Genomic DNA, 21,927 nt, shown 5'->3' on the forward strand with positions numbered 1-21,927 from the left:
ATACGTATCGCAAACCGCCGCCCGGCCTCGCCTGGCGGCGGTTTCGGGCTTAGGGAAATGCGCATGGCAGTGATCGACATCATCGAAGAGGCGAGCGATGGCGATATCGCGCGTTTCATCCATCAGCATCTGACGGCAAAACTTGCCGAGACAGACGCACCGATCGCCATCAGCGTGCCGGGCGGATCGACGCCCTTTCCGATCCTCCAGGAACTGGCAAAAAGCGACCTCGAATGGTCGCGCATCACTGTGTGGCCGGGCGACGATCGCATCGTCCCGCAAGATCACGAGGCGAGCAACACCGGCAAGATCCGCGCTCTGCTGGAGCCCGCCGGTGCCGAAGTCGTGACGCTGACGGTGATGGAGCAGGTGCCGCATTTCGCGTTGGTCTGGCTCGGCATGGGGGCAGACGGACACATTGCCAGCCTCTTCCCGAATACCGATCCACAAGTGGACGCGCCGGCCCGGATCACGCGCCTGACGCCCGACCCACTCCCACCCGAAGCGCCCTTCGATCGGATCACGCTGACCATACCTGCGCTGCTCGACAGCGATGCGCTGATGTTCGTTATTCGCGGCGACGAAAAGCGCGCCGTGTTCGACGCGGCGGCGAAGGGCGAGCATGACCTGCCCGTCTCGCGGCTACTCGGCGCCGCGGGTCAGAAGGTCACGTGTTTCACCTGATCCCGCCTCCGGCCCACCGGCTGGGCTTGCGGATCGTCCATGCCATCCGATTGCGCTTCAGGCGGCTGGTGAAGCCGGACCTTGCCGGTGTCGCCGTGCTCTTGCGCGACGAGGCAGGCCGCGTCCTGCTAGTCAGGCACAGCTACGGCCCGACGGGATGGGCGATGCCGGGCGGCGGCATGGGCGGCGACGAGGATGCGGCGGATGCGGCGCGGCGCGAGATGCGCGAGGAATTGGGATGCGAGCTTGGTAGCCTCGAATGTGTGAAGGTCATCGAGGAGAATCTCGGCGGCAGTCCGCACACTGCGCACATCTTCATTGCACGTCCAATGAGCGAGCCGCGCGTCGACAATCGCGAACTCGTGGATGCCCGCTGGTTCGCGCCGCATGAACTTGGCGAGCAAGCCCTTACTCGCCTTACTGCCCAGCGCCTTCGTCAGATGGGCTTGCTAGAGAAGCGATAGCTGCGCGTCGTCGCGTCTTTTGTCCTCGCTCTCGCCGCGTTCCAGATTGCTGAGCGTCAGCCCCATCAGCCGGATCGGCATGGGCAGCGGAAGCTCTGCCGCCAGTATCTCATGCGCGATGTCGGAAAACTGCGCCTTGTCCGCCACCGCCTTGTCCAGCGAGCGCGTGCGGGTCATGATCTGGAAATCGTTGAATTTGAGCTTCAGCGTGACTGTCCGCCCCTTCGCCTCCTTCGCAGCAATCCGCTCCCACACGATCTCGACGATCCGGTCGAGCGTTTCGCGAAGCTCACTGCCGCTGGAAATATCCTCGCTGAAGGTCCGCTCTCCGCCGATACTCTTGCGAATGCGGTTGGTGCGGACGGGGCGCAGGTCGATGCCGCGAGCGGCGCGGTATAGATACTCGCCGAAACTGCCGAAATTTGCGCGCAGCCATTCGGCGTCCTTCGCCGCGAGGTCCGCACCCGTCTCGATCCCGAGTAGTCCCATCTTCTCCGCTCCTTTCGGCCCGATCCCGTGAAAGCGCCTGATCGGCAGCGACTGGACGAAGGCCGCACCCATGCCCGGCTTGATGACGCAGATGCCGTCCGGCTTGTTCTGGTCGCTCGCAAGCTTTGCGAGAAACTTGTTGTAGGAGACGCCCGCGCTCGCCGTTAGCTGCGTCTTCTCGCGGATATCGCGGCGGATGGCCTGCGCGATGCGAGTGGCACTGCCGAGACCGTGCCGATCCTCGGTCACGTCGAGATAGGCCTCGTCCAGGCTCAGCGGTTCGACATGCGGCGTGTAATGGTTGAAGATCTCGCGTATCTGCGCGCTCACCTCGCGGTAGGCGTCGAAGCGGCTCTTGACGAAGATCAGGTCCGGGCAGCGACGCTTGGCGGTGACGCTCGGCATGGCGCTCTTCACGCCGAATTTGCGCGCCTCATAACTCGCCGCCGCGACGACGCCGCGGCCCGACGATCCGCCGACGGCGACGGGTTTGCCGCGCAGTTCGGGATTGTCGCGCTGTTCGACGCTGGCGAAAAAGGCATCCATGTCGACATGGATGATCTTGCGCAGGCCCTGCGCTTCTTCGTCGTCCTCGATCTCTTCGGAATCGCCCGGCATCTTCGCCGCGATATAGGCGGTGGAGCCGCAAGGCAAAACGCTTCCCTTTTGCAGCGCAACCGGCCACACGCGCGGTGGTGAGCAGCACGCCCGACACCCAGCCCGCCCGGCGCGAAAAAGCGGTCGAGGTGCTCAAGCACCCGCTGCGTCGCCCTTTGGGGGAGCGCGAGCTGATTGTGCTGATGGCGCTGTTGATGAGCCTGCAGGCCTTCGGCATCGATGCCATGCTCCCCGCGCTGGGCCAGATGGCGAGCGAGATGGGCGCGGCTGACGGCAATTCGCGGCAATTCGTGATCGGCGCCTATTTTCTTGGCGGCGGTTTCGGCGCCTTCTTTCCGGGTGCATTCGCTGATCGGTTCGGGCGCAGGCCGGTGCTGGCCACCGCGCTCATCGCTTATATCACGCTCTCGCTCGCATGCGCGCTGGTGACGAATTACACGGCGCTGCTCGTGCTGCGGCTGGTGCAGGGCGTGCTTTGCGCTGGCTTAAGCGTCGTACCCGCCGCCATCGTGCGCGATCATGTCGGCGGGGATCGCATGGCGCGGCTGATGAGCCTCATCATGATGATTTTCCTGCTCGTCCCGATCCTCGCCCCCGCCATAGGGCAGGGCATCATGTATCTGCTCGGCTGGCGCGCGATCTTCGGCGCGATGGCGGTGATGGGCACGCTGGTCGGCGCGTGGGTGTGGCTGCGGCTGCCCGAGACATTGCAGGATGAGAACGTGCAGGACATTCGCGCGCCCACGATCCTGCGAAACATGGGCCGCGCGCTGTGGGACCGCGGCGCAATCGGCTATGTCGTGGGCAGCGCGCTTGTATTCGGATCGCTGTTCGGCTTCCTCAATTCCAGCCAGCAATTGATCGCGCAGACATTCGGAATGGGCGAATATTTTGCGCTGATCTTCGGCGGCGCTGTGCTTGGCATGGTGGCGGCCAATTTCACCAATTCGCGCATCGTCGAGCGGTTCGGCGCACGGCGCGTAAGCCATACCGCGCTCTTCGTTTTTATCGCCATCGCCATCGCCCAGCTGGTGAGCGCCCGCCAGCAGCCGCAAAGCCTGGCGGAGTTCATCGTGCTGATGAGTCTCTCCATGGCCATGCTCGGCTTTATCGGCGCGAATTTCAGCTCGATCGCGATGCAGCCCTTCTATCATATCGCCGGGGCCGCCAGCAGCGCGCAGACGGCTGTCCGGATGAGCACGGGCGCGATACTGGGTGCGGTGATCGGCAACCTCTACAATGGCACCTCCGTGCCGCTGGCAGGTTCCATGCTCGCCTGCGGATTGCTGGCCCTCGCCGTGGTGCTGTTCAGCGAGCACGGCAAACTGTTCCGCCGCGTCAATCGGGAGCCGGAAGAGACTTGAGCGAGACTTACGACCTGATCGTCATCGGCGGCGGCGTGAACGGGGCGGGCGTTGCGCGCGATGCCGCAGGGCGCGGCGCGAACGTGCTGCTGCTGGAACGCGGCGATCTCGCCAGTGGCACGTCCAGCAAGTCTACCAAGCTGGTGCATGGCGGCCTGCGCTATCTCGAATATTACGAATTCGCGCTGGTGCGAGAGGCGCTGGGTGAGCGCGACGTGCTGTGGCGCATCGCCCCGCATATCGTGTGGCCGATGCGCTTCGTGCTGCCGGTCACGCCCGACATGCGTCCGCGCTGGATGCTGCGTGCGGGGTTGTTCCTGTACGACAATATCGGCCGCACGCTGGGGCGGCGCAGCAGGCTTGGCGGCACGCGCTCGATCAGGCTGAAAAGGCATCCGGCGGGCAAACCGCTGGAAGCGCCGTTCAAGGGCGCGTTCGAATATTCGGACGGCTGGGTGGACGATGCCCGGCTGGTGGTGCTGAACGCGCTGGACGCAGCAGAGCGTGGCGCGACGATCCGCCCGCGCTGCCCCGTCACCTCGGCCCGGCGCGAGGGCGATCTCTGGCATGTCGAGGCGGGCGGTGAGACCTTCACCGGTCGCGCTCTGGTCAATGCCGCGGGGCCGGAAGCCGACGACCTTGCGCAGCTGGCGGGTGAGCGCCCGGCCTACGGCATCCGCCGCGTGCGCGGATCGCATATCGTGGTGCCCAAGCTGTTCGACCACGATTACGCCTATATCCTGCAGCAGCCCGACACGCGCATCTGTTTCGCCATTCCGTGGGAGCGGGACTTCACGCTGATCGGCACGACCGATGCCGACCATTCCGGCGGGCTGGAGGACGTGACCGCGAGCGAGGCGGAAATCCGCTATCTCTGCGATGCGGTGAACCGCTATTTCTCGCATGATGTGACGCCGCAGGACGTGGTCCACACCTATGCCGGCGTGCGCGCGCTGGTGGACGATGGCTCCGGCCGCCCCGAAGCGGCGACGCGCGGTTACCGGCTGGCGCTTAGCGAGCCAGATGCGGGCGCGCCTTCGCTCGGCATCTATGGCGGCAAGATCACATCTTATCGCCACGTGGCCGAGGATGCGGTGGACAGGCTGGCGGAGCGACTGGCGGTGCTGGAAGGCGCGCACTGGACCCATGAAGCGCCGCTGCCGGGCGGCGATTTCGCGCAGACCGGCCAACCCGCGCTGTTCGAGGCGCTGGCGGAGCAATACCCGTTCCTCTCCATGGACGACGCCGTCCGCATCGGCCGCGCCTACGGCACGCGCGCCGTGGACTGGCTCGGCGAGGCAAAGACCCGCGAGGATCTGGGCCGCGATTTCGGCGCGGGGCTGAGCGAGGCGGAATTGACTTATCTGCGCGAAGTGGAATGGGCGCGGACGGCGGAGGATGTGCTCTGGCGGCGCAGCAAGCTGGGCCTGCACATGAGCGAAGCAGAGGTGGCTGGGGTGGCGGAATACCTCGCTTCTTAGTTCGTCATTGCAAGGAGCCGAAGGCGACGTGGCAATACAGTCAAGGCGGGACTGGATTGCTTCGCTGCGCTCGCAATGACGGCTCTATTGCGAAGCCTCAACCCGCGCCAGCAGCGCCTCGACCTGCACCTGCGCGCCCTGGCTGGCGGATAGCTCGGCCACGGTGCCGTCGAAGGGCGCGGTGAGCGCATGTTCCATCTTCATCGCCTCGAGCACCATGAGGCGCTGGCCTGCCGTGACGCTGTCACCCTCCGCCACATCGACCGCGATGACCTTGCCCGGCATTGGCGCGAGGATGGCGCCGTCGGCTGCGGAGGCGTGGCCTGATCCGCGTTCGCGTGCGAAGCTTACCTTGTGCGCCGCGCCTCGTTCGAAAATCATGATGTCGCCATCTGGCACATCATCGGCGTTGTCGCCGTGAGTGGTCGGGAGATAATCGATCTCGCTAAAGTCCCAACGACCATCGATCGATACGGCGTAATTGCCTTCATCATCGGCGATCGAAACCTCTAGACTTTTTTCTTCCCCATTCAGTTGCATCACCAGCTTCGCCGGTGCCGGCTCCGAATTCAGACGAAATCCGAAAACTCCGTTCGCGGACGGCTTGATGTTCCGATCCCAAGCCTTCGCTTCAAAATCTTCAATGCGCCAGCTTGCGGCCGCCATTTCGACCGCAGCCGAAGGCGTTGATCGAAGAAGGTCCTCACCTTTTTCGGCGATCAGACCTGTGTCGAGGTTTGCTTCCTGAAACTCGGGCAATTCGAGAAGATTGACCAGAAAGGAGGCGTTCGATTTTACCGGAGAAATTTCTACTCCCGAACATATCTCCGTAAGGTCTGAAATTGCGTCGTCACGATCACGCGCATGGGCGATGAGTTTGGCGATCATCGGATCGTAAAACGGCGAAATCTCACTGCCTTCTCCGACGCCAGTTTCGATCCGGCCTTCGTCGCCAAGATCGAAATGCTCCAACCGCCCGGTACTCGGCAAAAACCCCTTAGCCGGGTCTTCCGCGTAAAGCCGCGCCTCGATGGCCCAGCCGTCGATGCTCAACTCTTCCTGCTTCAGCGGGATTGCTTCGCCACTCGCCACGCGCAGCTGCCATTCAACCAAGTCTACCCCGGTGATCTCCTCGGTCACCGGATGCTCTACCTGCAGGCGCGTATTCATCTCCATGAAGAAGATGCGGTCGGCGCGGAGGCCTTCGCTGGCATCGGCGATGAATTCCACCGTGCCCGCGCCTTCGTAATCGACCGCCTTGGCAGCGCGCACGGCGGCGGCGCAGATGTCCTCGCGGGTCGCCTCGTCCATGCCGGGGGCGGGGGCTTCCTCGATCACCTTCTGGTGGCGGCGCTGGAGCGAGCAGTCGCGTTCGAACAGGTGGACGACATTGCCGTGGGCATCGCCGAACACCTGCACCTCGATATGGCGGGGCGAGGTGATCCACTTTTCCAGCAGCACCTCGTCATTGGAGAAGCTGGCCTTGGCCTCGCGCCGGCAGCTTTCGAGGCTCGCCTCGAAGTCCTCCGGCGCATCGACCTTGCGCATCCCCTTGCCGCCGCCGCCCGCGACCGCCTTGATCAACACGGGATAGCCGATCCTCTCCGCCTCCTGCTTCAGGCGCTCGACCGACTGGTCCTCGCCCAGGTAGCCCGGCGTCACGGGCACGCCCGCATCCATCATCAGCTGCTTGGCAGAATCCTTCAGGCCCATCGCTTCGATGCTGGAGGGCTTCGGCCCGACCCAGATCAGCCCCGCATCGATCACGGCCTGCGCAAAGCCCGCGTTCTCGGACAGGAACCCGTAACCCGGATGGATCGCGTCCGCGCCCGTTTCCTTCGCCGCGGCGATGATCTTCTCGCCGACCAGATAGCTTTCGGCGGCGGGCGAGGGGCCGATATGCACCGCCTCGTCGGCCATGCGCACATGCAGCGCCTTGGCATCGGCATCGGAATAGACCGCGACGGTCGCCACGCCCATTTCACGCGCGGTGCGGATGATGCGGCAGGCGATCTCGCCGCGATTGGCGATGAGGAGTTTGGAAATCATCCGCGCTTCCTGCTCCGATCCAGTTGCATTCGCAACCGTCACTCGCTCGCCGGGCGCACGCCTTCATCGCGAATGGGCGTGCGCGGAATATCGGCAGCGGGCTGCGCCATGCGGGCCATCACCATCAGCTTGCCGCGCGTCCAGTCGGGCATTTCGTGCGGTTCGAACGATCCGCTGATCGCTTCCTTCAGCGCGGCGATGACGTGGCCGATCTTCTCGAAAAAGCCGGTATGCACGCGGCTGTCCCATGCAATTTCCGCCTGCCGCTCGACCTCCTCGCCGATCGCGCCGTAGATGTTCGCGGCCGAGAGCACCGCCCAGCGCTGGCGGAAGGTCAGATGCATCGCCCCCATGCGCGCGGCGGCGTCATGCGCCTCGGCAAGGCGGATAAGCCGCTTGGTCAACTTCACCAGTTCGCCGCGATATTGCGGCCTCATGTGCTGGCCGGGAGGAATGTCCATTTCGGCGAGCCATTCCTCGGGAAGATAGCAACGCCCTGCGGCATCGTCCTCGGCAATGTCGCGCGCGATGTTGTTAAGCTGGAAGGCAAGGCCGAGGTCGCAGGCGCGGTCCAGCGTGTCGCTGGCATCTGCAGGCACACCCATCACCTTGGCCATCATCACGCCGACAGCGCCCGCGACGTGATAGCAATAGCGCATCAGGTCGCCTTCGGTGCGCGGCCGCCAACCCTCCGCGTCGAGCTGGAAACCGTCGATCACGTCGTCGCACATCTCGCGGGTGAGGCCCGTTTCGCTGGCGACCTGGCCCAGCGCATCGAAAGCCACGTCTGCCGTGGGTTGGCCATCCAGCGCGCGGTGGGTGAGGATGCGAATCGCCTCCACCCGGTCCACCGGGCTGGACTTCTCCAGATTGAGCTCGCCGCCATGGTCCTGCCCGTCGGCAATATCGTCACAGCGGCGGCACCAGGCGTAGAGCAGGTGCGAGCGATCGCGCGTGTCCTTGTCGAACAGCCAGCTCGCGACTGTGAAGCTCTTGGAGCCTTTCGCAATGCTCTTATGCGCTTTCCTGACAAGCGCGGAGCGTTCCCGCCCGCCGCCCATCTGGCGCGGCGTGTTCTTGACCACCTGACTGGCGACAAGCGGGCGGGGCTTGATCCGTTTCAAAGGTCGTCGACGCTCATCTGCACGATCGTCTGCGCGGGCTGATGCTTGGCCATCTTGCTCAGCAATTCCTCGATCGTTTCGCCCACGATGATGATATCGCGGTGCGCGTCCCTGACAAAGCCCGTATCGGCCATTTGCCTGTTGAACGCTACAAGCCCGTCATAATATCCCACGGCGTTGAGAAGGCCGACCGGTTTTGCATGATAGCCGAGCTGGGCCCAGCTGACCGCTTCCCATAACTCGTCCATCGTCCCGACGCCGCCGGGCAGGGTAACGAAGCCGTCCGAAAGATCGGTAAACGCCTGTTTGCGCTGGTGCATGGTGTCGACCACGTGTAGCTCGGTGCAGTCGCGATTGGCGACTTCCATGTCGACCAGTGCCTGCGGGATGACGCCGATGACCTCACCGCCAGCGTCGAGCGTGGCCGAGGCAAGCGCGCCCATCAGCCCGGCCTTTCCGCCGCCATAGACGACACCGATGCCGCGCCCTGCCAGCGTCCGACCGACATCGCGCGCAAGCTCGATATAGCGTGGGTCTTCAGGCGTGGCGGAACCGCAATAGACGGCAAGGCGATTGAAGCTGGCGCTCACGCAGCAAGATCCTCGATCATCAACCCTGCGGTCGCCTTGGCGCTTCCGACGACGCCGGGGATACCGGCACCCGGATGCGTGCCCGCGCCGACAAGGTAGAAGTTCTCGATCTTGTCGTCGCGATTGTGGCCGCGGAAGAAGGCGCTCTGCGTCAGCAGGGGCTCCAGACTGAAGGCACTGCCATTGTGCGCATTGAGGTCCACCGCGAAGTCGAGCGGGGAGTAGCTGAACTTGGTGACGATCCGGTCGTGAATGTCGGGAATCAGGCGGCGGCCGATTTCGTCGAGCACGCGCTTCTCCAGCTCCGGCCCGATCGCGTCCCAATCGACCGGCATCTTGCCCATGTGCGCGACGGGGACGAGCGCGTAGAACGTGCTCTTGCCGTCGGGCGCCATGCTCGGATCGGTGACGGTCGGATGGTGCAGGTAGATCGAGAAATCTTCCGGCAGCACGCCGCGATCGTAAATGTCCTGCAGCAGGCCTTTATACCGCGGGCCGAACAGGATCATGTGGTGCGGAATGCCCGGCCACGTGCCTTCCAGGCCGAAATGCACGACGAACAGGCTGGGCGAGAATTTCTTCTTCGACAGCGCCTTGCCATGCGTCTTGCCGCGATGGCTCTTGCCGAGCAGATCCTTGTAGGAATGCACGATATCGGCATTGCTGGCGACGGCATCGAACTTGCCGGTCCAGCCGCTTGCCGTGGTGACGGCGGTCGCCCGATTGCCGACGGTTTCGACATCGACCACCGCATCGCCCACGCGCATCGTGCCGCCGATCCGTTCGAAATGGCGAACCATTCCGGCGATCAGCCGATTGGTGCCGCCCCTCGTCCACCAGACACCGCCATCCTTTTCCAGCTTGTGGATCAGGGTGTAGATCGAGGATGTCTTCATCGGGTCGCCACCGACCAGCAGCGTGTGGAAGCTCAGCGCCTCGCGCAGCTTCTCGCTCTTCACGTATTTCGACACGATCGAATAGACGCTACGCCAGGCCTGGTGCTTGGCGAGGGCGGGGGCCGCCTTCAGCATGCTCTTGAAATCGAGGAACGGCACGGTGCCGAGCTTCACATAGCCTTCTTCATGCACGGCGGCCGAATATTCGAGAAAGCGATCGTAACCTGCCACGTCTTCCGGGTTGAGCTTGGCGATCTCCTTGCGGAGATTCTCCTCCTCGTTCGAGTAATCGAAATTCGTGCCGTCAGGCCAGTTCAGGCGATAGAACGGGGTGACCGGCATCAGCTCCAGGTCTTCGTCCATATCATGGCCGGTGAGCTCCCACAGCTGGCGCAGGCAATCGGGATCGGTGACGACGGTCGGCCCGGCATCGAAGGTGAACCCTTCCTTCTCCCAGTAATAGGCGCGCCCGCCGGGCTTGTCGCGGCTTTCGATCACGGTGGTGGCGATGCCGGCGCTCTGCAGGCGGATGGCGAGCGCCATGCCGCCGAACCCGGCTCCGACGACAGCGGCGGTGCGACCTTCGGGAGTGCTCATGGATGGTCCTTGCTTTGTGGGGATTGGAGGGAGGGGGAGGACGAAAGCAGCGCCTTCACGCCGCGGTGAATGGGGATGGGCGGCTTGCCCGACAGCACGCGGGCCTTGTCGAACAAGGTGGAGCGCCCGGAATAGAAACGTTCGATCAACGGTTCGGCGAGGCGATAGAAACGCGCGAAGATGCGATAGCGATCCCGCGGACGCGCTCCCTGGAAAAGCATGCGGCCCAGCGCGCGGTAGAAACGCGTGCTGCGCCAGTGGCGGCGCGCGCGCGCCTCTAGCTTGGCGGCCAGCTGGTCGCCGGGCAGGTCCACCTCCTTGGCAACGAGCAGTGCGACCTCCACCGCGACGGGCAATGTGTAGCTGGTCAGCGGGTGTACGAAGCCGCCGCGCGCGCCCGCCACCGCCACGCCGGAAATGCGATTGGCTTCCTGAAAGGCGCCAAAATCGCCACCTGTGATGACGGGCAGGACACCGGTTTCGTGGCCGACCGGCTCGCCCGCGATGTCGTGCGCGCGGCAATATTGGTCGATCCGGCCCGACAGCGTGTTGCGATCCAATGCCGGCGAGTCCGCGTAATAGGTGTCTTCCACGAACACGTCATGCGCGCCGAGCGGCAGGACATAGACGAACCGATAGGCCCCGCCATTGCCCGCCGGAGCGTGCTGATCGACCGTGGCGTCCATGATGACCGGCCGTTCAATACCGTGCGGTGCATCAGTGCGGACACGGCGGCCCATGAAGACCTGCCACCCGCCACGCAGCGCGCCGGTGGTGGCGAAACCGCGGCAGTCGATGACCTTTTGCGCAGTGACCTCGCTGCCATCGCGCAGCAGGACGCGCTTCGCTTCAACGGCGGCGGCTTCCGTACCGGTGTGCAGCGATCCCGCCGGCAATTCGCGTTCCAGCGCCGCGGCGAAGTCCTCGCTGGCGAGCGAGCGATAATCGGTCGATAGCGTGCGGGTATGGTCGGGAAAGCGGACATCGTAGCCGCTGTCCCACTCGGCCTTGCGGAACGGTGCCATGAGCGCTTCGCCTGCGGCTGAGAGATCGCTGGCAAACCAGCTCCAGCGGTGATTGCCGCCGATGCGCGGGCCGCCTTCGAGTACGCGCAATGACAGGTCCGGGCGCATTACGTGCAGCGCGAGCGCAATGAGGCCGCCCGACAGCCCGCCGCCGACAATGGCGATATCGCAATCCCGCTTTTCCATGACGCGCAACGCCTTAGCGGATTGAATGGCCCGCGCAATCACCGGCAAAAGACGGGGATCGTGCCGTTGTAAAGGGAACCAGCTGGCCGTACTGCCCGTTCTCGCACTCAGACAATGAGGGATCCTGACATGATCATTCGCCTGCCCCGCGCCATCGCCGCGCTTGTCATCGGTATGTGTGCCGCGCCTGCTATGGCGCAGGACATTGTCGACGAAGCGCCGCCGCCGGTCGATGCAGGCGTGTTCGGCGGCGATTTCGTGACCGTGGGCGTGGGCGCGGCCTATTCGCCGTCCTACACCGGATCCGACGATTACGTGATTTCGGTCCTGCCGGTCGTGCTCGGATCGCTTGGCGGGATCGACATTTCACCGCGCGCGGGCGGCGTGTCCGTCGATTTCATCGAGGATGAGCGCGGCGAGGTCGGTTTCGACCTCGGCATCGCCGCCCGCCTCAGAGGCAATCGCGCGTCGCGGATCGAGGATCCAATCGTCGAGAGCTATGGCGAACTCGACCGCGCGATCGAAGTCGGGCCGAGCGTGGGTGTCAATTTCCCCGCCGTGCTCAACCCTTACGATAGCGTCAGCATCGGCACCGACGTGATGTTCGATATCAATGGCGCGCATGGCGGCACGGTCGTGACGCCGAGCGTCGCATACACCACTCCGCTGAGCCGAGCGATCCTCGCCAATCTGTCGGTCAGCACCGAATGGGCGAGTGCGGATTTCCAGGAATACTATTTCGCCGTGCCGGAGATCAACACGCTGCTGCCGGACGACGATCTGCTGCCCGGCTATGAAACCGATGGCGGCGGTTTCACCTCCATCGGCACGAACCTGTTGCTCGGCATCGATCTCGATGGCGATGTCACCAATGGCGGCCTCGGCCTGCTGGTCCTGGGCGGCTATTCGCGGCTGGTCGGCGATGCGGCGGACACGCCGTTCACCGACATTCGCGGCAGCAAGGACCAGTTCCTGATCGCGACGGGCCTGACCTACACGTTCTGAGCGAGTCCGGCTTCGGCGCTCTCGACCAGCGCCTGCAAGGCGCGCATGTGGCTGGCGAACGCCTTGCTGCCTGCCCGTGTGAAGCGCGCCCAGGTGCGCTGGCGGCCATCGCGGGGCGCCTTTTCCAGCGTGACGTAGCCCGCCTCGCTCATGGCGGAGAGATGCTTGGAGAGGACGCTGTCGCTGACCTCCACGAGATCGCGCAACGTCGCGAATTCCACATCGTCGGTGCGCGCCAGCACGGCGGCGATCTGCAGTCGCGCTGGTGGGTGCAGGACCGGATCGATCTCCGGCGCGCTCAACCGATCGCTCCTTCACGCAGTTCGGCGCGGTAGAGGTGCTGCCACCACAGGCTCGCCAGCGTGCAGACGGCGAAGGTGGCGAGCGCGGCGAGAACCGCGCCCGGCGCCGGGATGGGCTGACCGCGCGCGGACCATGAGAGATATGCCATGGACAGCACGAAGGCGATAAGGGCGACGAGCAGGATCTTCGGCTTCATGCCTTGCCAGCCGGAGACGACGCGGCCGTAGCGGCGCTTGTCGTCGTTGAAGATCCACACCGTCAGCGCGGCCGCGACGACGAGACCGGCGATGGTCCCGAACAAGGTGAGGGACAGGCCGAAGATAAAGACGGCCTCGGCAAGGCCGAACAGCGCGTGCCGCCAGAGCGGCCACTCCGACACTTCGGCAAGTCTGCCTTGCGTTTTTCCCACGCTCGCGAGCGCAGCTGCGGCTTCGTTCCGGTCCATGAAAACCTCCTTCGCTTTCCAATGCGGAAAGAGATAGGGCCGACTTTCCAACTTGGCAAGTGAAAACTTTCCAAAGTGGAAAATGCTGCCGACGCAGTCAGGCCTTGCCGTCCGCTCCACCAAGCGTGCCGAGATCGGCGCTGTCGCCGAGCACGAAGGTCTTCGAACCGCGTGCGCTTTCCATCACTTGCAGCATGCGCAGCTTCGCAAGTTCCGGGTTGCCGCTTAGCGAGCGGGCGGCATTGGCGAGCGCGCGCAGCGAAGCCTGCTCGGCCCGGGCGCGTTCGAGCGAGGCAAGGCCTTCACGGCGGGCCCGCTCGATTTCGGTGAACATCTTGCGCGTTTCGGGTGGCAGGGTGACGGCGGTGACAAGCACGCCATCGATCCGCGCTCCGGGAAGCACATCGGCGATTGCTGCGGCAATGCGGGCGAGCGCTCCAGCGGGGTCCGCGAGAAACTCTTCCAGCGTGACGCGCCCGGCAGCTTCGATAGCCGTCGCCGATAGCGTCGCGTCCAGACGCTGGGAATAGAAGGGCATCGCCCCGATACCTGCAGGATAATGGCTCTCGAAAGGATCGTGCGTCTGCGGGTTCTCTTCCACGAAGGCGCGCGCATCGGTGACGGTGTAGACCGGCGTGAGCTGCGCGCGGAAGGAAAACTGATCGCTGCTGATAAGCTCGACCTGCTGCTGGGAGAGCGCCTGCGTGATGGTCGAAACACGCTTGACCTGCGTATGACCGAAGGGGTCGAAGCGGATGTAAGGACCAGGCTCCAGCTGGCGCACGAAACGTCCGCGATCGTAGAGCAGGCCGACATAACCAGGCCAGACGATGTCGTGCCTCCGCAGCCGCCCGATGGCGGAGCCGACAATCGCCAGCGCAGCGATTGCCAGCACGATCCAGACAACAGTTTCCATCATATCCCCCCCGTCCCAGATCCGGAAAGGCACCGCTGCCGCCGCTATTGCCGGGCGGGGGCCCGAAGCCCGCAAGGCCCGTCAATGGTTGCCGCGCGAAGCGGCTGGCGACAGCGGAAGCCCGTTTGGATCGTATGTCGAACGATTGCTACCCGCTGCTGGGATACCGTGCTTTATGTGTGACCGATGGCCCGCGCCCGGCATCCCGAATGAAGGATTCGAACCTTCGATCGGGATATTTCGTCAAACCGGACGGCAAGTCAATCGCGCCTCAATCTTCGCTTTGGATATTCAGCGTCGGCCTTGCCGGGGGCAGGGGCGCGTCGCGGTCGCCGGTCTTCAGATAGGTGTCGAACCAGCGCATCATCCGCAGATTGTAATCGTAACGCGCGGCGGCCAGTGCATTGCCGTGGCCTTCGCCCGGATAGGTCACCAGCCGCAGCGGCGTGTCCGGACGGCGGATCTTGATGTTGCGATAGAGCTCCACGCTCTGCGTCGGGCTGACGCGGGGGTCTTCCTCCCCATGCATGATGAGGAGCGGCGTGTCGGCCCGGTCGGCGTAGTAGATCGGGCTGATTTCCAGCCAGCGCGTCCAGTCTTCCCACGGCCATTCCAGCGCGTGGACGAGATACATCTCCATCGGGATGTCGCCCGTGCCGACCTTGCTGATCTGGTTGGAAATGCCGACGAACATGACGCCCGCGGCGAATTCCTCGGAATAATAGGTGCTGCTCCAGCCGGTGGCGTATCCGCCATAGGAGCCGCCCGTCACGCCCACGCGGTCGGCATCGGCGATGCCTTCCTCGACCAGTGCGTATTTCGCGTCCACCAGATCGACGAATTCGGGATCGGTGTAATTGCCCTGGTGCTGCTTGGAAAAGGCCGTGCCGTAACCGGTGGAGCCGCGATAGTTCGGCAGGAACACGGCATAGCCCTGTCCGGCCGCGACCTGGCCCGGACCGCTGTAATTGGTCACCCAGCCATTGCTTTCATGCGCTTCGGGGCCGCCATGCACGTCCAGGATAAGCGGAGCGCCGCCAGCGGGCACGCCGCCGACCGGCTCGATCAGCACGCCTTCGATCTGCTGACCGTCGCGCGCGGTGTAGGTGTAGGTGCGCTGTTCTCCCATCGCGATATTGACGAGCCACGGATTGTGGTTGGTCCAGCGCTGGAAGCTGCCATTGTTATAGAGAAACAGTTCGTTCGGGTGCTCTGGCGAATGCGCCTCCACCGTCAGGCGGTTGCCGCCCTGCTCCACGCTGGCGAGGATGAGGTCGCCCGGATCCACTTCGCGCAGCATGTCGCCATCGTCCGAATAGAAGCGTAAGCGGCTCTGCGCGCCGACATGAATGACGCTGGCGAGCCGCCCGTCGCTCATCCACTCGGCATCCACGGCCGCTTCGGCAGCGCCGGCATTGAGCGCGCGGAAGGTGCCGGTGCTCGCATCGACGAGGTGCAGCGTCGTGTCCGCCGGATCGTTCGCATCCACCGCCGCGATCATCGAAAGCTGGCGACTGTCGGGCGAGATCTCGACATCGCCGACCTTGCCCGGCGTTTCCACGGTGGTGATGTTGCCGCTGGCGAGATCGAGGATATGCGCCCGCTTCGAGGTGTAACTGTCATCGACCAGCGGCGTGGGCGCGCTGGTGATCATCGCCCACTGGCCGCTCGGCGCGATCTGAAAGCTGTCGATATAGCCGGGCACCGCAACCTGCACCGGGGCGGGGTCCGCTTCCATGCCCGCATTGGCGACAAACATCCGGTTGAAGCGCTGCTCTTCCTCGTAAACGACGGAATTGAAGCCCGCCTCCTGCTCCTCGTCACGCTGGGTGTCGAGCGCGTCGGTCACCAGCATGTAGATGCGGCTGCCATCGGGGGAAAAACCGTATTGCGTGACGTTGGCATCGGCGACGCCGCCCAGCTTGCGATAGGTGCCGCCGCCAACGGGGATGCCGTACAGCGCGCGGTCGCCATCCTCGCCGGTCCACAGGAACGTGATCGTCTCGCTATCGGGCGTGAAGCCGATCGAGCCGACGCGCATGTCTTCGGGCAAATAGGCGGTGGCATCCATCGGCCCTTCGGCCAGCATCAGCTGCTGCCGACCGCCGCCATTGGCCTCGCCCTGCGTCACGTCGGGATAGTGCAGGCGGGTATAGGCGATATGCTCTCCATCGCCGGAGACGGCGACCGTGCCGGTGTTCTCGATGCGCGCGACGTCCTCGGGTGTCATCACGGCCTGCGCAAAGGCGGCGGTGGACGGCAGGACGAGCGCGCTGGCAAGCAAAGCGGGGCGAAGCATTTTCATGGGTGGCAGTCCTCTGATTTTCTAATCGTTGCGCGCCTCATAGCGATGTGGCGATGCAAGGCAAACGCAGGCCTTATCCGTTGGCTCCCCCAGGACGATGTAACCGCCGGGCGGGTCGCGGCGAAGTCAGGGGAGACACATTACAGGGAATGCACATGACACAGACTTCTTCGCGCATTGCGCCAATCACTATCGCCTTTATCGCCATCGCGCTCTTCACTGTGGTGGTGACGCAGGTCCTCTATATTTCGCTCGGCGTCAGCGGGACGCCTGCGGCGACAATGCTTTGGCAGGTCGAGGCGGTTGCCTTTCTCGCCATCGCCCTGTTCGGCTTCGCCTGGCTGCGCTGGCCGCTGGTGGCGGCGGGGCTGGTGATCGGAGGCACGCTGAACGTGCTGCAGATCGGCATCGGGCTGACCATGTTCGGACCGCTGGGCGGCGCGGGTGAGACGCTCGGCCCGGTCATGGGCGCGGTGCTGGCCTTTGCCTTCTTCCTCTACCACACTGGCAAGATCGCCTTCGGTGTCGCGGGCGCGGCGCTCGGCGCTCGGGCGCTGGCAGGCGCAACCGGCTGGCCGAAGATCGCGGGCGTGCTGGCCGGGCTGACGGGCCTTGCCGCAGTGCTGACGAACCTCTGGGCCATCTTCGCGGGCCGTGAAGCGATGTTCATCGCCGGGGCGGCGGGAACGACGGCAACCGTCTTCCTCGCGCTGGCAATGGGCGCTCTCAGGCCGACGGATGCTGGCTCTCACGCATGAGCGAGCTGGAATAGGGCTGCAGCAGCGCCGCCGCCCGGTCCCAGCCATCATGCAGCCACGTCGCCCACGCCCCGCGATGGGATGGCAGGATGACGGGCATGCATTCGCGCTTCAGGCTTCGCACTGTATTGTTTGGCTCGCACGTGAGCAGGGCGAAGCCGGGCACCTCGCTATCGAACCACACGCCCGCCATGGCGAAGATCGGCTGGTCGCTGCAATGGAACAGGTGCTGGCGGCGCTTGCCGTCCGCCCCCGCCTCGCCCCATTCGGCAAAGGCGGTAGCGGGGACGAGGCAGCGGAATTCGGGATTGCGCAGATTGCCGACCCAGAAAGGGCTTTGCCGTTTGACGACATTCAGGATCGGCCGCGCATCGTGTGCCGAGGGCGGCGGCGGCACGCCCCATATGCGCGGCACCATCCGCCAGGGCTGGCGCGGCGAACCCGGCCCGGCGATGAACTCCCGGCCCGCGGTGATGACCGGCACGAAGCGCCCCGGCGCGCCGTAACCACCCGCCCACGGATCTGCGCCAGCATCGACGCCGAAGGTCTCGGCAATCGCGGCGGCATCGGCATCGAGGCGGAAGAACGCCGTCAGCGGCCGTGCAGGAACATGTTGATCGTCAGCCGTCCGGTTTTTGGATCGCTGCTGAGCGCGGACGGGTCCGGGATCACGCCCGAATGCAGCAGCTTGCCGCGATAGAGCACGAACCGGTCGGGCCGCGCCTCGACCTCGCCGATCATCTCGTAACGCTCGCTGTCGCCATAGTGATAGCGCCGCGGCGGCATGCCGTATTCGCGCTCATCTTGGGCCAGCGCGGCGTTGTAGGCAGGCTCGCGCGCCTCGTCGATCGTCTCGAAGCCGGTGCGGCGATGCCGGTAGAAGGCCGTGCCCCCGGTCTCCGGGCCGAGCAAATAGTGCATGATCGCCACCAGCGATCCGCCGGAAAAATCGTAATGCGGAATGCACTGGCGCGGCGCGAGCTCGTCTTCCGCCAGCGTCACCAGCGAGAAGGTCGGTGCATCCAGTGCAACGGATTGCCGAAAGCCGAAAACGCCTTGCAATATCCGGAACATCAGCGGCCGATTGCGGTCGAGATAGTCGGGCTCACACCAGCTGCGAAGGCCGGGATAGCTCGCGCCTGCATCCTGATACTCAGCCTCACGGCCCCGCGCCAGCAGCTCCTCCGCCATGCCGCTGAAATGGTCGATCACGACCACCGGCTCCGCCTCCTCGCCGAAGCGGTGCTCCGTCACCTTTGGGGCAGGGCGCGCCGCTTCCCTCATCCCGCGGGCGTGTAATAGGTCGGCGAGCCGGGGCCGACGGGCAGGCCGAACACGAATGTCCAGAGGTAGAAGAACAGGCTCCACGCGGTGATGAAGAAGATCGTGTAGGGCAGCATCATTGCGATCAGCGTGCCGACGCCCAGATCCTTCTGGTAGCGCGTTGCCCAAGCGAGGATCAGACCGAAATAGCTCATCATCGGGGTGATGATATTGGTCGTGCTGTCGCCGATGCGATAGGCGGCCTGGATCGCTTCGGGCGAATAACCGATCAGCATCAGCATCGGCACGAAGATCGGCGCCGTCACCGCCCACTGCGCCGATGCGCTGCCGAGCGAGAGATTGATGATCGCGCAGATCAGGATGAAGGCGAAGAAGACGGTCGGCCCGGTCATGCCGGTTTCGACGAGAAAATTCGCGCCCGTCACCGCCGTGATCGCGCCCAGATTGGTCCAGCCGAAGAACGCCACGAACTGCGCGGCGACGAACACCAGCACGATATAGAGGCCGAGTGCGCCGAGCGCGGCTGACATCGCCTCGATCACGTCGCGGTCGGTCTTCATCGTCCCCGCCGCGCGGCCGTATGCATAGCCGATGGCGATGAAGAAGATGAGGATCCACACGACGAAACCGTCGAAGAAGGGGCTGTCCATCCGGTCCCCCGTCTCCGCATTCCGCAGCACGCCCCATTCGGGCACCAGCGTCAGCGCCATCAGGCCGAGCACACCGAGCAAAGCGATGCCCGCCCAGCGCAGACCCTTACGCTCATTGTCCTGGAGCGGCTGCATCATGCCATCATCGAGGATGCTGGGGTCGGCCTTGCTCGCATCGTAAGGCCCGAGTTTTGGCTCGACGATATAGATGCTCACCAGCGAACCGATGATGGCGACGAGGAAGGTGGAGACGAACATGAAATACCAGTTCGCCGTCGCCAGCACGGTGTATTCGGGGTCGATCAGCTGCGCCGCTTCCTGCGTGATACCGGCCAGCAGCGGGTCGATCGTGCCGATCAGCAGGTTCGCCGAATAGCCGCCCGATACGCCTGCAAACGCCGCCGCCATGCCCGCCAGCGGATGGCGGCCGAGCGCGTAATAGATCGCGCCGCCCAGCGGGATCAGCACGACATAGCCGACTTCGGACGCGGTGTTGGAGATGATGCCCGCGAACACGATGGCGACCGTCACCAGCTTGGGCGGCGCGCCCATGACGAGGCTGCGAACCGCCGCGCTCAGCAGGCCGGACTTCTCCGCCACGCCCACGCCGAGCATGGCGACCAGCACCACCCCCAGCGGCGCAAAGCCGGTGAAATTATCGACCAGCCCGGTGAAGATGCGCCGTACCCCGTCGCCATCCATCAGGCTGACCGCGCGGATCATCCCATCCTCCGCCACATTCGCCGCGCCCGCAGGCCGCGGATCGGCCACCGCCACGCCAAGCCAGCCGAACAGACCGCTGAGCAGCACGATACCGATCGCGAGCAGCGCGAACAGCGTGACCGGATGCGGCAGCAGATTGCCGAGCCACTCCACCCCGTCGAGGAAGCGGGTGAAGGCGTTGCGCTTGCCACGGTCATATTGCTGGGCGGAGGCGGGGAATTCGGTCATGCGGATGGCCTTGGTGCGGGTGAGAGGTTTCAGGCGTGACTGCCTAGCGTGCTGGCGCGCATACTCAAGGCTCGCACCTTTCTATCCTCTGACTCGTTTGCCCGCGCCCTTGTCAGCCGGCGCGCCGCCGCTAGCCTCGCATGCCATGGGCAAACTCGTTCCGGATCGTCGCGCCGCCATCCTTTCGCTCGCCATCGCCGTCGCAGCAGTGCTCGTCCTGCTCGCAATGGGCCGTCCGCCGATCTGCGAATGCGGCTATGTGAAGCTGTGGCACGGCCAGATCAACGATGCGGGGAACAGCCAGCATATCGCCGACTGGTACACGCCCAGCCACATCATTCACGGCATGATCTTCTACGCGCTCGGCTGGTGGTTGTTCGTGCGGCAGGGGTGGGGCGGCGAACACGGCGCGCGCTGGGGCATCGTGCTGGCGGTGGCGCTGGAAAGCGCGTGGGAGATTCTCGAAAATACGCAAATGGTCATCAACCGCTTCCGCGATGTCACCGCGAATTTCGGCTATTCGGGCGACAGCGTGCTGAATTCCGCCGCCGATATCGGCTGGATGGCGTTCGGATTCTGGCTCGCTTTGCGGCTGCCGGTGCGCGTTACCGTGGCGCTTGCGCTGATCGGCGAATTGGTCGCCGCGCTGGTCGTGCGCGACAATCTGACGCTCAATGTCATCATGCTGCTGTTCCCGATAGAGGCGATTGCGGAATGGCAGGCGGCGGGCGGGGTGCATTGATGGGTTTCAGCCGCCGATTTTGACGGGAGGCCGGCGCACTGCACGCAGACCCAAGGGCTACCTTGGTGATTTAGGTCCATTTCGGATATAGTATTCCGGTGGTCGTATCCGATACCCCATCCCAGCTCACACGACGGCAGCGTGAATGCATGACCTTGGTCGCCGAAGGGCAGACGGCCAAGGAAATCGCCCGTGCTCTTGGAATTTCGCATCGCACCGTCGAACAGCACATCGCTACCGCAATCGAAACGCTGGGAGCGAGCAACAGACTGGGTGCTGTCGCACGCTTTGTCGACCTCGAGCAGGCCGAACAGTCCAGGAATAATTCTGCTGACGAGCGAGCGGCTTTCATGTTGCAATCGCCATCCTCGCCGTCGGAAAGCGAGCTTCTCGAAGAAAGCGATGCCGCTGCAGACAAAACTTCCGAGGCCGTTGAAAGGTGGCCGTTCTTGCCGCCAATAGGCGGCTCTCGGAATGCGGCTCCGCGGAAAGTCCGATTGGGTTGGGTCGTTCGTATCGGAATTCTGGCGCTCATGCTCACCTGCATCCTTATTCTATCCATTTTCGGTTTGGTTGAGTTGGCGCCGTGAGCTGCTTTGCGGCTCCTTGCCGTTCCCGCCCAATTTCGGGCGCGGTTTGGAAGGAATATCAATGCACAAAATCGAAAAGACTGCGGCTCAGGTCATCGCCGGAGACACCAGCGCATCGGTCGATGCGATCGACAAGGCCGTCGCACAGCTCGCGACCTTGTGTGCGAGCATCGTCGAGGTCAGCAAAGCGTCGAACTTGCCTATCGCTACGGCGCAGACTGCACTTGCGAAGGCCGGAGAAAGTCTGAATGGCGTCATCGGCAGTCGCGCCGATATGGCAACGGCAACGCGCGAACTGACGGCTATCCAGCGCAGGTCGAATTTGCGAGAAACCGGATTCGGGTGTCCCCCGCTGGAGCGTGGTCACTCGACGCAGCCTGCCGAGGCCAAAATCGACGCCTGAAAAGAGTG

The 21,927-nt window shown here is 64.4% G+C and carries 22 protein-coding genes; 9 read left to right on the forward strand and 13 right to left on the reverse strand.

Annotated features, from left to right (window positions below; genetic code table 11):
* Window positions 1-63 precede the first annotated feature (63 nt).
* Complete coding sequence (locus D6201_RS11695; protein ID WP_120048930.1) at window positions 64-684, forward strand: 6-phosphogluconolactonase; 621 nt, start codon at window positions 64-66, stop codon at window positions 682-684.
* Window positions 672-1,148, forward strand: a complete 477-nt coding sequence (locus D6201_RS11700) for an NUDIX hydrolase (protein ID WP_120048931.1) — start codon at window positions 672-674, stop codon at window positions 1,146-1,148. Before D6201_RS11695 ends, D6201_RS11700 begins: the two co-directional genes overlap by 13 nt.
* Here D6201_RS11700 and dinB read toward each other — a convergent pair.
* Window positions 1,134-2,255 carry a DNA polymerase IV gene (dinB, locus tag D6201_RS11705; protein ID WP_120048932.1) on the reverse strand — a complete coding sequence of 374 codons (1,122 nt, stop codon included), beginning with the start codon at window positions 2,253-2,255 and terminating at the stop codon, window positions 1,134-1,136. The two genes, D6201_RS11700 and dinB, sit on opposite strands and share 15 nt — an antisense overlap.
* 77 nt (window positions 2,256-2,332) lie before the next feature.
* Between dinB and D6201_RS11710 the strand changes: the two genes are divergently transcribed.
* Together D6201_RS11710 and D6201_RS11715 are read left to right on the forward strand one after the other, a co-directional pair.
* Complete coding sequence (locus D6201_RS11710; protein WP_242447536.1) at window positions 2,333-3,619, forward strand: multidrug effflux MFS transporter; 1,287 nt, start codon at window positions 2,333-2,335, stop codon at window positions 3,617-3,619.
* Complete coding sequence (locus D6201_RS11715) at window positions 3,616-5,100, forward strand: glycerol-3-phosphate dehydrogenase (RefSeq protein ID WP_120048933.1); 1,485 nt, start codon at window positions 3,616-3,618, stop codon at window positions 5,098-5,100. Before D6201_RS11710 ends, D6201_RS11715 begins: the two co-directional genes overlap by 4 nt.
* Window positions 5,101-5,184: 84 nt before the next feature.
* On the opposite strand, the gene D6201_RS11720 is transcribed toward D6201_RS11715, so the two are convergent.
* The 5 genes from D6201_RS11720 to crtY are packed head-to-tail and all read right to left on the reverse strand — an operon-like array spanning window position 5,185 to window position 11,567.
* Window positions 5,185-7,149: an acetyl-CoA carboxylase biotin carboxylase subunit gene (locus D6201_RS11720; protein WP_120049391.1), complete on the reverse strand. Its 1,965-nt coding sequence runs from the start codon at window positions 7,147-7,149 to the stop codon at window positions 5,185-5,187.
* Window positions 7,150-7,187: 38 nt separating this feature from the next.
* Window positions 7,188-8,210: a phytoene/squalene synthase family protein gene (locus tag D6201_RS11725; protein WP_120049392.1), complete on the reverse strand. Its 1,023-nt coding sequence runs from the start codon at window positions 8,208-8,210 to the stop codon at window positions 7,188-7,190.
* A gap of 59 nt (window positions 8,211-8,269) precedes the next feature.
* Window positions 8,270-8,863, reverse strand: coding sequence for an LOG family protein (locus D6201_RS11730; RefSeq protein ID WP_120048934.1), 594 nt, complete (start codon window positions 8,861-8,863; stop codon window positions 8,270-8,272).
* Window positions 8,860-10,356, reverse strand: coding sequence for a phytoene desaturase (locus tag D6201_RS11735; protein ID WP_120048935.1), 1,497 nt, complete (start codon window positions 10,354-10,356; stop codon window positions 8,860-8,862). The genes D6201_RS11730 and D6201_RS11735 overlap by 4 nt, the downstream gene beginning before the upstream one ends.
* A complete protein-coding gene (crtY, locus tag D6201_RS11740) occupies window positions 10,353-11,567 on the reverse strand; it encodes a lycopene beta-cyclase CrtY (RefSeq protein WP_120048936.1) in 1,215 nt (404 codons plus the stop codon). The genes D6201_RS11735 and crtY overlap by 4 nt, the downstream gene beginning before the upstream one ends.
* Window positions 11,568-11,696: 129 nt before the next feature.
* Here crtY and D6201_RS11745 point away from each other — a divergent pair, with 129 nt between their 5' ends.
* Window positions 11,697-12,572 carry a MipA/OmpV family protein gene (locus tag D6201_RS11745; protein WP_242447537.1) on the forward strand — a complete coding sequence of 292 codons (876 nt, stop codon included), beginning with the start codon at window positions 11,697-11,699 and terminating at the stop codon, window positions 12,570-12,572.
* Here D6201_RS11745 and D6201_RS11750 read toward each other — a convergent pair.
* From D6201_RS11750 to D6201_RS11765, 4 genes are all read right to left on the reverse strand, one after another.
* Complete coding sequence (locus tag D6201_RS11750; RefSeq protein ID WP_120048937.1) at window positions 12,560-12,874, reverse strand: transcriptional regulator; 315 nt, start codon at window positions 12,872-12,874, stop codon at window positions 12,560-12,562. The genes D6201_RS11745 and D6201_RS11750 overlap by 13 nt on opposite strands.
* A complete protein-coding gene (locus D6201_RS11755; protein ID WP_133304010.1) occupies window positions 12,871-13,320 on the reverse strand; it encodes a hypothetical protein in 450 nt (149 codons plus the stop codon). The genes D6201_RS11750 and D6201_RS11755 overlap by 4 nt, the downstream gene beginning before the upstream one ends.
* A 97-nt stretch (window positions 13,321-13,417) precedes the next feature.
* Window positions 13,418-14,239: an SPFH domain-containing protein gene (locus D6201_RS11760; protein WP_120048939.1), complete on the reverse strand. Its 822-nt coding sequence runs from the start codon at window positions 14,237-14,239 to the stop codon at window positions 13,418-13,420.
* A gap of 268 nt (window positions 14,240-14,507) precedes the next feature.
* Entirely contained in the window at window positions 14,508-16,541 is a 2,034-nt protein-coding gene (locus tag D6201_RS11765) for an alpha/beta hydrolase family protein (RefSeq protein ID WP_120048940.1), read from the reverse strand.
* Window positions 16,542-16,696: 155 nt separating this feature from the next.
* Here D6201_RS11765 and D6201_RS11770 point away from each other — a divergent pair, with 155 nt between their 5' ends.
* Window positions 16,697-17,299 carry a hypothetical protein gene (locus D6201_RS11770; protein ID WP_120048941.1) on the forward strand — a complete coding sequence of 201 codons (603 nt, stop codon included), beginning with the start codon at window positions 16,697-16,699 and terminating at the stop codon, window positions 17,297-17,299.
* On the opposite strand, the gene D6201_RS11775 is transcribed toward D6201_RS11770, so the two are convergent.
* The 3 genes from D6201_RS11775 to D6201_RS11785 are packed head-to-tail and all read right to left on the reverse strand — an operon-like array spanning window position 17,268 to window position 20,184.
* Window positions 17,268-17,894, reverse strand: a complete 627-nt coding sequence (locus tag D6201_RS11775; RefSeq protein ID WP_120048942.1) for an SOS response-associated peptidase family protein — start codon at window positions 17,892-17,894, stop codon at window positions 17,268-17,270. The two genes, D6201_RS11770 and D6201_RS11775, sit on opposite strands and share 32 nt — an antisense overlap.
* A complete protein-coding gene (locus D6201_RS11780; protein ID WP_133304011.1) occupies window positions 17,891-18,553 on the reverse strand; it encodes a DUF6445 family protein in 663 nt (220 codons plus the stop codon). The genes D6201_RS11775 and D6201_RS11780 overlap by 4 nt, the downstream gene beginning before the upstream one ends.
* A gap of 26 nt (window positions 18,554-18,579) precedes the next feature.
* Complete coding sequence (locus D6201_RS11785; protein ID WP_120048944.1) at window positions 18,580-20,184, reverse strand: AbgT family transporter; 1,605 nt, start codon at window positions 20,182-20,184, stop codon at window positions 18,580-18,582.
* 145 nt (window positions 20,185-20,329) lie between these two features.
* Between D6201_RS11785 and D6201_RS11790 the strand changes: the two genes are divergently transcribed.
* The 3 genes from D6201_RS11790 to D6201_RS11800 all read left to right on the forward strand — a co-directional run bounded on the left by D6201_RS11790 (window position 20,330) and on the right by D6201_RS11800 (window position 21,919).
* Window positions 20,330-20,926, forward strand: coding sequence for a DUF2585 domain-containing protein (locus D6201_RS11790; RefSeq protein ID WP_120048945.1), 597 nt, complete (start codon window positions 20,330-20,332; stop codon window positions 20,924-20,926).
* Window positions 20,927-21,024: 98 nt separating this feature from the next.
* Complete coding sequence (locus tag D6201_RS11795; protein ID WP_277949494.1) at window positions 21,025-21,516, forward strand: helix-turn-helix domain-containing protein; 492 nt, start codon at window positions 21,025-21,027, stop codon at window positions 21,514-21,516.
* A 61-nt stretch (window positions 21,517-21,577) separates the two neighbouring features.
* Window positions 21,578-21,919, forward strand: a complete 342-nt coding sequence (locus tag D6201_RS11800) for a hypothetical protein (RefSeq protein WP_120048947.1) — start codon at window positions 21,578-21,580, stop codon at window positions 21,917-21,919.
* The last annotated feature ends 8 nt before the right edge of the window (window positions 21,920-21,927 follow it).

The sequence above is a fragment of the Aurantiacibacter aquimixticola genome (assembly GCF_003605475.1).
GTDB lineage: Bacteria > Pseudomonadota > Alphaproteobacteria > Sphingomonadales > Sphingomonadaceae > Alteraurantiacibacter > Alteraurantiacibacter aquimixticola_B.

Excerpts from the sequence above, each read along its gene's own strand:
- D6201_RS11755 (WP_133304010.1), bottom strand. The coding sequence starts at position 13,320 with ATGGACCGGAACGAAGCCGCAGCTGCGCTCGCGAGCGTGGGAAAAACG.
- D6201_RS11725 (WP_120049392.1), bottom strand. The coding sequence starts at position 8,210 with ATGGGCGGCGGGCGGGAACGCTCCGCGCTTGTCAGGAAAGCGCATAAG.
- D6201_RS11720 (WP_120049391.1), bottom strand. The coding sequence starts at position 7,149 with ATGATTTCCAAACTCCTCATCGCCAATCGCGGCGAGATCGCCTGCCGC.
- D6201_RS11745 (WP_242447537.1), top strand. The coding sequence starts at position 11,697 with ATGATCATTCGCCTGCCCCGCGCCATCGCCGCGCTTGTCATCGGTATG.
- D6201_RS11735 (WP_120048935.1), bottom strand. The coding sequence starts at position 10,356 with ATGAGCACTCCCGAAGGTCGCACCGCCGCTGTCGTCGGAGCCGGGTTC.
- D6201_RS11765 (WP_120048940.1), bottom strand. The coding sequence starts at position 16,541 with ATGAAAATGCTTCGCCCCGCTTTGCTTGCCAGCGCGCTCGTCCTGCCG.
- D6201_RS11785 (WP_120048944.1), bottom strand. The coding sequence starts at position 20,184 with ATGACCGAATTCCCCGCCTCCGCCCAGCAATATGACCGTGGCAAGCGC.
- crtY (WP_120048936.1), bottom strand. The coding sequence starts at position 11,567 with ATGGAAAAGCGGGATTGCGATATCGCCATTGTCGGCGGCGGGCTGTCG.
- D6201_RS11790 (WP_120048945.1), top strand. The coding sequence starts at position 20,330 with ATGGGCAAACTCGTTCCGGATCGTCGCGCCGCCATCCTTTCGCTCGCC.
- D6201_RS11695 (WP_120048930.1), top strand. The coding sequence starts at position 64 with ATGGCAGTGATCGACATCATCGAAGAGGCGAGCGATGGCGATATCGCG.
- D6201_RS11760 (WP_120048939.1), bottom strand. The coding sequence starts at position 14,239 with ATGATGGAAACTGTTGTCTGGATCGTGCTGGCAATCGCTGCGCTGGCG.
- D6201_RS11770 (WP_120048941.1), top strand. The coding sequence starts at position 16,697 with ATGACACAGACTTCTTCGCGCATTGCGCCAATCACTATCGCCTTTATC.
- D6201_RS11800 (WP_120048947.1), top strand. The coding sequence starts at position 21,578 with ATGCACAAAATCGAAAAGACTGCGGCTCAGGTCATCGCCGGAGACACC.
- dinB (WP_120048932.1), bottom strand. The coding sequence starts at position 2,255 with ATGCCGGGCGATTCCGAAGAGATCGAGGACGACGAAGAAGCGCAGGGC.